Raw genomic sequence first — 6878 nt, forward strand, 5'->3', positions numbered from 1 at the left:
GGTAATGAATAGGTTTGAATCGCTTGATTGCTTAAGGGCTTTTGCGGTAATTGGAGTCGTCATTTGTCATGTCCTTTCGAATGCTGACTTGAACCTGCCGGATAATTTCTTTTTTCAGAAATTTCTTCCGTTCGGGTCGGAATATGTTTTTCTGTTCATGATGCTTAGCGCGTTTTCGATGTGCTGTGCCTATTATCAGAAATTCAAAGACCGTCAAGTTGATTTAAATACTTTCTACAAGAGGCGTTACCTTCGTATATGGCCTTTTTTTGCGTTGATGGTTCTGATTGATGTTGCCTTGGGTTTTTCAAAGGAATCTCTTATCGAGGCCTTTGCGGACTTGACGCTCTTTTTTGGCTTCTTGCCGAATCCGGACATCCATGTGATTGGGGTAGGGTGGTTCCTCGGGCTGATTTTTGTTTTCTATGCAATCTTTCCCTTTTTTGTATTCCTGATGGATAACAAGAAAAGAGCGTGGTTTGTTCTTGCCTTGTCGATTGCGATGACTGTTTTGGCGTCGTCCTATTTCTCGAGACCCGAGTTGGTGGTGCGCGCCGTGGGAAAATGGAGTATTCTTTATTGTATGCCCATGTTTGTTTGTGGCGGCATTATTTATCTTTACGTTGACAAGATCAAGAAGATACCGGTTCTGTGGGCCCTTGCGATAGCGGCCTTGACCACTGCACTGTTTTTTATTTTGGGCATAAATCATTTTGTACCAAAGATGCTCGTGTTTGCATCGTGGCTGTTTTTTGCCATTGCAGATAGCGTTCGTCCGGCCCAGTGGACCCTGATGAAAAACAAGTATGTCGCCTTTTTGAGTGGTGTTTCGATGGAAGTGTATCTGTGTCACATGATGTTTTTCAGGGCCGTCGAGAAAACGCATATTCTGGATGCCATTTCTTCGGGAATTGTCCGATTCCTGGTTTGCTTGACTCTGACTTTGGCGGGGGCCATTGCGTTTTCCTTTGCCGTCAAGAAAACGATCTTTCGCGGTATTCACCGATAACGGTATTCTCTAGAGATGAAACGGCTCCTGCTGTCATTTCTTTTTACAGTCGCTTTCGGTAGCTGTGCCTTCGAAGAGGGCGAAGACGAATTGTGCTTTGTGGGGGATTCCATTACCTATCTGTGGGATCTCGAGTACTATTTCCCGAACTACATTACTCATAAGCATGCGGTTAGCGGTGCGGGTCTGAAACAGTTGGATTCCTGGGATGTATCCGATTGCAAAGGGCGTACGACAATTCTCTTGATAGGCACTAACGACATTGGCTATTGGAAATCGACTGCCGATGGTATTGAGCGTTTGCGTGAAGATTACAAGGACAGGTTTATTAAGAGTGCAAAAAGGATTGGCGGAAAGCCGATGCTGATTGTGTCGATTTTACCTCGAAATGAATGGGGAAAACAGGATCCGCTGGTAAATGAAAATATTCGGGCGCAAAATGGAGTTCTCCGTCGTTCGTTGAAAGATATCCCCGATTGGGAATTTGTAGATGTCTTTGATTTGTTCTTGGATAAAGGCCTCCAGATACGTGAGGATCTGTTCAAGGACGGCTTGCATCCGAATGATGAAGGCTATGAAATTTTGTCCCGCCAAATACAGGGGGTCTTATGAGAAAGGTTCTTTGGATTGCGTTGTTACTTTGCTGTGTGAATTTGTCTGCAAACGAATCGTTCTCTTACCTGATGGGAATGCGGAATAACCGCTATGTCTTTGCGGGAGTGGAGTATGCGGCGCGTTTTGGAATTGCAGTTGAAAATTCGGTATTTACGCAAGGAACTGAAAAACAGTATATCCGCGTGGCTCCTTATTACCGCTGGAATTTAGGTGAATGGCTTGTAGGAAGGTATGCCCTGTATATGGGGATGCGTTATGACCGTGACTATTACGATGTGGGTACGCGCCTGGATGTCCTTTGGAAAAATTACCGTTATTTGCAGGTTGGGGGAACGTTGATGCCTTATTACGACAGCTTTTTGAAGGGGTTGGTCGGGTATCAGGCGTATATCCAAAGTTTTCTGCTGAAAGAAATCGGCGTGTTTGCAGGAGCGAAAAACTTGCCTGATTTTAGGAATGTGGAACGTCGTTTTATGGGCGGCTTGGTGTTCGAATCGGGAAACCTGTGCATTCGCCCGGAAGTATCGGTTCCGATGAACGGGGGGACGCATTTGTCGCGGGTGTCGCTATTTTTTGTTTACCGGTCCCCCTGAAAGTCCTGCTGAAAGCTGGCGAAAAGCAAGGCAGTGGTGTCGGCGGGCAGACTTAAATTGCTATAATTGTAGAAGTTGTTTATGGGAAGAAACGGAGGCTTGCTGAGGTTTTATGTCTTGCTCGAATTGTAGTCATTGTAATTCTAAGATTCAGATGCCGACCGATGTGTCGGTGATTACGACATACCGTTGCCAGATGCGCTGCAAGATGTGCAACATATGGAAGAACCCGACCAAGAAAAGTGAGGAAGTCCAGGCGAAGGATTTGGAAATCCTTCCGCAGCTTAAGTTTGCGAACGTGACTGGTGGCGAACCGTTCATTCGCCAGGATTTGGAAGACATCGTTGAAGTGCTCTATACCAAGGCCCCGCGCATCGTGATCAGTACGAGCGGCTGGTGGGTAGACCGCGTTATCAAACTGGCCGAACGTTTCCCGAACATTGGTATCCGCGTCTCCATCGAAGGCCTTGAAGGCACCAACAATTTCTTGCGCGGCCGCGACGACGGCTTTGAACGCGGCATGCGCACGCTGAAGACTCTGCATGAAATGGGCGTGAAGGATATCGGCTTTGGCCAGACGCTCAGCAACTGGAACAGCAACGACTTGATTCCGCTTTATGAACTCGCGCTTTCGATGAATTTCGAATTTGCGACGGCAGCCTTCCATAACAGTTACTACTTCCATAAGGAAGACAACCAGATTAGCAACAAAGAAGAACTCTGCGACAACATCAGTAAGCTGGTGAACCGCCTCCTCAAGGAAAACCATCCGAAGTCCTGGTTTCGCGCCTTCTTCAACCTGGGCCTCATCAAGTACATCCAGGGCGGCAAGCGAATGCTGCCTTGCGAAGCCGGTTCCGTGAACTTCTTTACGGATCCGTGGGGCGAAGTCTACCCCTGCAACGGTCTTGAACCGCGTTACTGGCAGGAAAGCATGGGCAACATCCATAACGCGAAGAATTTCGAGGAAATCTGGTTCAGCGAACAGGCCCAGAAGGTGCGCGAAAAGGTGCGTACCTGCCCCAAGAACTGCTGGATGGTGGGGACAGCCGCTCCGGTGATGAAGAAATACATTGCGCACGTGGCACCGTGGGTGCTGACGGCGAAACTCAAGAGCCTGTTCGGCAAGGAAATCGACTGTTCCAAGTTCCCGACATTCGATGTCGGCCAGGATCCGCGTCAGGGCGACCTGAGAATCGAAGGGTAGCGAGCGCACGATGCGGATTCTGCTTGCAAACAAGTTCTACTACCGTCGCGGTGGTGATTGCGTCTATTCTATAGAATTGGAAAACCTGCTCAAGGCTTCGGGGCACGAAGTCGCTTTCTTTGCGATGGATTATCCCGAAAATCTAGACAGCGAATGGAAAAGCTACTGGCCGAGCGAGGTTGCCTTTTCTCCGAAGAAACCTGCTGCTTTTTTTAAGGCTTTCAAACGTCCGTTTGGTGATGCGGAAACCGTAAAGAAATTTACCGCGTTGCTCGATAAATTTAAGCCCGACGTGCTGCACCTGAACAACATCCATACGCAACTTTCGCCTGTAATGGCCGAACTTGCGCATGCGCGCGGCGTCAAGGTGGTGTGGACTCTGCACGACTACAAACTGGTTTGCCCCGCCTATACGTGCCTCTGCAACGGTAAAATCTGCGAAGACTGCATCGGTGGTGACAAGCGGAACTGCACCGCGAAAAAATGCCTCAAGAACAACTGGCTGGCAAGTAAAATCGCCGAGAAAGAAGCCGTGGCATGGAGCCGCGAACGTCTGGAGCGCTGTGTGGACAAGTTTATCTGCCCGAGCCATTTCATGAAACAGAAAATGGAACAGGGCGGCTTTGAGGCTTCGAGGCTGATTGCTCTTCATAATTTTGTCGATGAATCGAAATTTGCGCATGGACCGGTGGAACGCGAAAATTCCTACTGTTTCGTAGGCCGCCTTTCCAACGAAAAGGGTGCCGAAACCCTGCTGCGCGTGGCGTCGAAATTAGAGGCGACTCTCTATGTGCTCGGCACGGGCCCGCTTGAGGACGAACTCAAGGTGAAATACGCATCGGCAAGGCAGATCCGGTTTATGGGACACTGCGACTGGGAAACCTGCAAGTCCGTTTTGCTCAAGTCCAAGTTCAGCGTGGTGCCGAGCGAATGGTACGAGAACAATCCGTTCTCGGTGATTGAACCGCTCTGCCTCGGAACTCCCGTGCTGGGCGCAAACATCGGCGGAATTCCCGAACTGATCGAACCGGGAAAGACCGGCGAACTTTTTGAGATGGGTAACGCCGAAGCCCTCGAGGCAAAAATCCGCAAGATGCTTTCCGGTGATTATTCCTTTGATATGGAACCACTCCGTCAGCATTTCTCCAAGGACAATTACTTGGAACAGATGATGTCTGTTTATAGGTAACGAGCATGCCGCAAGAACAACCGTTGATTTCTGTTATTGTTCCTGTATATAAGGTCGAGGCGTACCTGGACCAGTGTGTCGAAAGTATCGTAAACCAGACTTATCGGAACTTGGAAATCATCCTGGTCGATGACGGTTCTCCGGACCGCTGTGGCGAAATGTGCGATGCGTGGGCCAAGAAGGATTCAAGAATCAAGGTGGTGCATAAGAAGAATGGAGGACTTGGCGATGCTCGCAATGCGGGTGTTGCTATAGCGAGGGGCGATTATTTCGGGTTTATTGATAGCGATGACTGGTGCGAGCCGGATATGTATCAGGAACTCTTGGATTCCTGCGTGCGATTTGACGCTCCTGTCTCGGTTTGTAATGCGCTGATTGATTGGGAAAACGGTTGGGCTCAAGAAAGAACGTCTTTTTCTGATAGCAGAGCTTTTTGGGAAAAGTCGGAAATTCTACGAAATTTCTTCAATGGGCTTTTGACCGCGTGGGCATGCAACAAACTGTATAGAAGGGATTTGATTGACTTTTTGCATTATCCGAAACAACCGTACGAAGATATTCCTGTTGCTAGGAATCTCTTTACCCATATCGAGAAGGTGGCTTTTTCGGGAAAAGACTCCTACCATTATCGGCAGCGTCAGGGTAGTATTGTCAATGATGGTGTGTCGGTTTCTCAGTTCGTGCTGATTGATGAATTGCAGAAGAATGTTGTGACGGCGAAGGAATTTTCTCTTGAAGATGTCGCCGTGGCGCGTCTTGCTGTTAGCAGTTTCAACTTGCTTGTGAAAATAGACAGGGAAAAGAATTGCCCTCTAAAAGACAGGGTGTCTCTGCTTTTGGAGTACATTCGGGCATACAAATTCAATGTGCTAAAAGAACAAAGTGTTCGGAAAAAGGATCGGATTTTCCAGTATTGCATTGCTAGAGGTTTTCCCTACAAAATGATTCTTTCTGTCCGGCGTGTGTTCCAGGTAGTTTACTGGTCTTTGGACATGAAAGGGGTAAATAAGAAAAAATGATATCCTTTCAACCTTCCTTGGACTAGAAACCAATCCGTAAATAGTCCGGGAATCCACTAGTCGGAATAGATCATTTTGGCGGTGGAGTAATTGATACTCATGGAATTTTTTATTCGTTCGTAACGGTCCGTATTGGCGCCGATGCGGACAAAACGGATAATCTTTTCGAAACGGTCAATTCCGATTAACGTGAAGCAATCCTGGAATTTTGTGCCGGTTTTTCGCCAAGTGTCGCCCCATCCTATATGGTTCATGCTTGCAATATCCCCGTTAAATGCGATTTGGCGTGGATAATCCTGAAGCACTCCGATATTGTCTTGGTGGTGGTGCCCTCCAAGCCATATCACAAACTCTCCATCCTTGGACATAAAATCGTCAACAGCGCTCTGGGCATCGGGTAATGGACGTGCTGTTTTGAATGTTTCCATAGAAACGAATGGGCTGTTTTCATATTTGATTAGCGGGAAACTTTCGTGTCGGCAAATGACTACCGCAAAATTGTTTGATCGAGCATCTTCAAGAACGCCTTTCAACCAATCCAGCTGGGCTTCGTCCCAATGATATTCGTCAATGATAACAAGCCTCAATTTAGATCTTTCTTTGTCGATTCCCTTGTTCAAGTCCTTGTAGTAATACATTAGTCCTTCTTCTGCGGCATTTTCGGGGGTGACAACGTTCCAGTTGGAAATGTAGGGCCCGAAATATCTATTGTAAACTTCTTGCTGTGTTACTTCTAATGTGTAGCCGTCTTTATCGACGAAGTTCACGTCGTGGTTCCCGAGTACGTTCAGAAATTTTTCTGCTCCGGCATTGTCCCAGAAATCAAAAGAATTTGACCATTGGTTATAGAGGGCGTCGCCAGTGTGAAGGACGACGTCGATGTACTTTGAATAATGGTCGTAAAATTCCTTAATCCGCTTCAGGTTCTCCTCATGGCCATGGATATCGGTAAAATGGAGGATGACTATCTGCTTTTCACGAAGTGAAAAGCTAGGGTCCCTTTTTTGATGGGTAAGATTCTCAAGTATTGGAATCATGATGTCGTCGGGATAGTAATCCAATATCCCCGTGCCGGTGTCGTTGACCATGGCGATGATGGTATCCATTACAACCATGGTATCGTTTTTTGATACTATGACAGAATCCTTTTTTGACACGACTACCGTGTCTATTCTGGACATAACCACGGTGTCCTTTTTTGACACGACTACCGTGTCTATTCTGGACATAACCACGGTGTCCTTTT

The 6878-nt window shown here is 47.4% G+C and carries 7 protein-coding genes; 6 read left to right on the forward strand and 1 reads right to left on the reverse strand.

Annotated features, from left to right (window positions below):
* The first annotated feature begins 4 nt into the window (after window positions 1–4).
* The 6 genes from Q0P86_RS12515 (at window position 5) to Q0P86_RS12540 (ending at window position 5632) form a co-directional block, all read left to right on the forward strand.
* On the forward strand, window positions 5–1009 hold the full coding sequence (locus Q0P86_RS12515) for an acyltransferase (protein ID WP_290993812.1): 1005 nt from the start codon (window positions 5–7) through the stop codon (window positions 1007–1009).
* 15 nt (window positions 1010–1024) lie between these two features.
* The gene (locus tag Q0P86_RS12520) at window positions 1025–1621 is read left to right on the forward strand and encodes an SGNH/GDSL hydrolase family protein (RefSeq protein ID WP_295039857.1); all 597 of its coding nucleotides are present in this window, start codon (window positions 1025–1027) and stop codon (window positions 1619–1621) included.
* The gene (locus Q0P86_RS12525; RefSeq protein WP_290993808.1) at window positions 1618–2217 is read left to right on the forward strand and encodes a hypothetical protein; all 600 of its coding nucleotides are present in this window, start codon (window positions 1618–1620) and stop codon (window positions 2215–2217) included. Before Q0P86_RS12520 ends, Q0P86_RS12525 begins: the two co-directional genes overlap by 4 nt.
* A gap of 154 nt (window positions 2218–2371) precedes the next feature.
* The gene (locus Q0P86_RS12530) at window positions 2372–3424 is read left to right on the forward strand and encodes a radical SAM protein (RefSeq protein WP_295039860.1); all 1053 of its coding nucleotides are present in this window, start codon (window positions 2372–2374) and stop codon (window positions 3422–3424) included.
* 10 nt (window positions 3425–3434) lie between these two features.
* Window positions 3435–4613 carry a glycosyltransferase gene (locus Q0P86_RS12535; RefSeq protein WP_295039861.1) on the forward strand — a complete coding sequence of 393 codons (1179 nt, stop codon included), beginning with the start codon at window positions 3435–3437 and terminating at the stop codon, window positions 4611–4613.
* A gap of 5 nt (window positions 4614–4618) precedes the next feature.
* Complete coding sequence (locus Q0P86_RS12540) at window positions 4619–5632, forward strand: glycosyltransferase (RefSeq protein ID WP_295039864.1); 1014 nt, start codon at window positions 4619–4621, stop codon at window positions 5630–5632.
* A gap of 56 nt (window positions 5633–5688) precedes the next feature.
* Here the strand turns inward: Q0P86_RS12540 and Q0P86_RS12545 are convergent, their stop codons facing one another.
* Window positions 5689–6747, reverse strand: coding sequence for a metallophosphoesterase (locus tag Q0P86_RS12545; protein WP_295039866.1), 1059 nt, complete (start codon window positions 6745–6747; stop codon window positions 5689–5691).
* Window positions 6748–6878: the final 131 nt, after the last annotated feature.

Source organism: uncultured Fibrobacter sp. (genome assembly GCF_946062555.1).
GTDB lineage: Bacteria > Fibrobacterota > Fibrobacteria > Fibrobacterales > Fibrobacteraceae > Fibrobacter.

Excerpts from the sequence above, each read along its gene's own strand:
- Q0P86_RS12515 (WP_290993812.1), top strand. The coding sequence starts at position 5 with ATGAATAGGTTTGAATCGCTTGATTGCTTAAGGGCTTTTGCGGTAATT.
- Q0P86_RS12520 (WP_295039857.1), top strand. The coding sequence starts at position 1,025 with ATGAAACGGCTCCTGCTGTCATTTCTTTTTACAGTCGCTTTCGGTAGC.
- Q0P86_RS12525 (WP_290993808.1), top strand. The coding sequence starts at position 1,618 with ATGAGAAAGGTTCTTTGGATTGCGTTGTTACTTTGCTGTGTGAATTTG.
- Q0P86_RS12530 (WP_295039860.1), top strand. The coding sequence starts at position 2,372 with ATGCCGACCGATGTGTCGGTGATTACGACATACCGTTGCCAGATGCGC.
- Q0P86_RS12535 (WP_295039861.1), top strand. The coding sequence starts at position 3,435 with ATGCGGATTCTGCTTGCAAACAAGTTCTACTACCGTCGCGGTGGTGAT.
- Q0P86_RS12540 (WP_295039864.1), top strand. The coding sequence starts at position 4,619 with ATGCCGCAAGAACAACCGTTGATTTCTGTTATTGTTCCTGTATATAAG.
- Q0P86_RS12545 (WP_295039866.1), bottom strand. The coding sequence starts at position 6,747 with ATGGTTGTAATGGATACCATCATCGCCATGGTCAACGACACCGGCACG.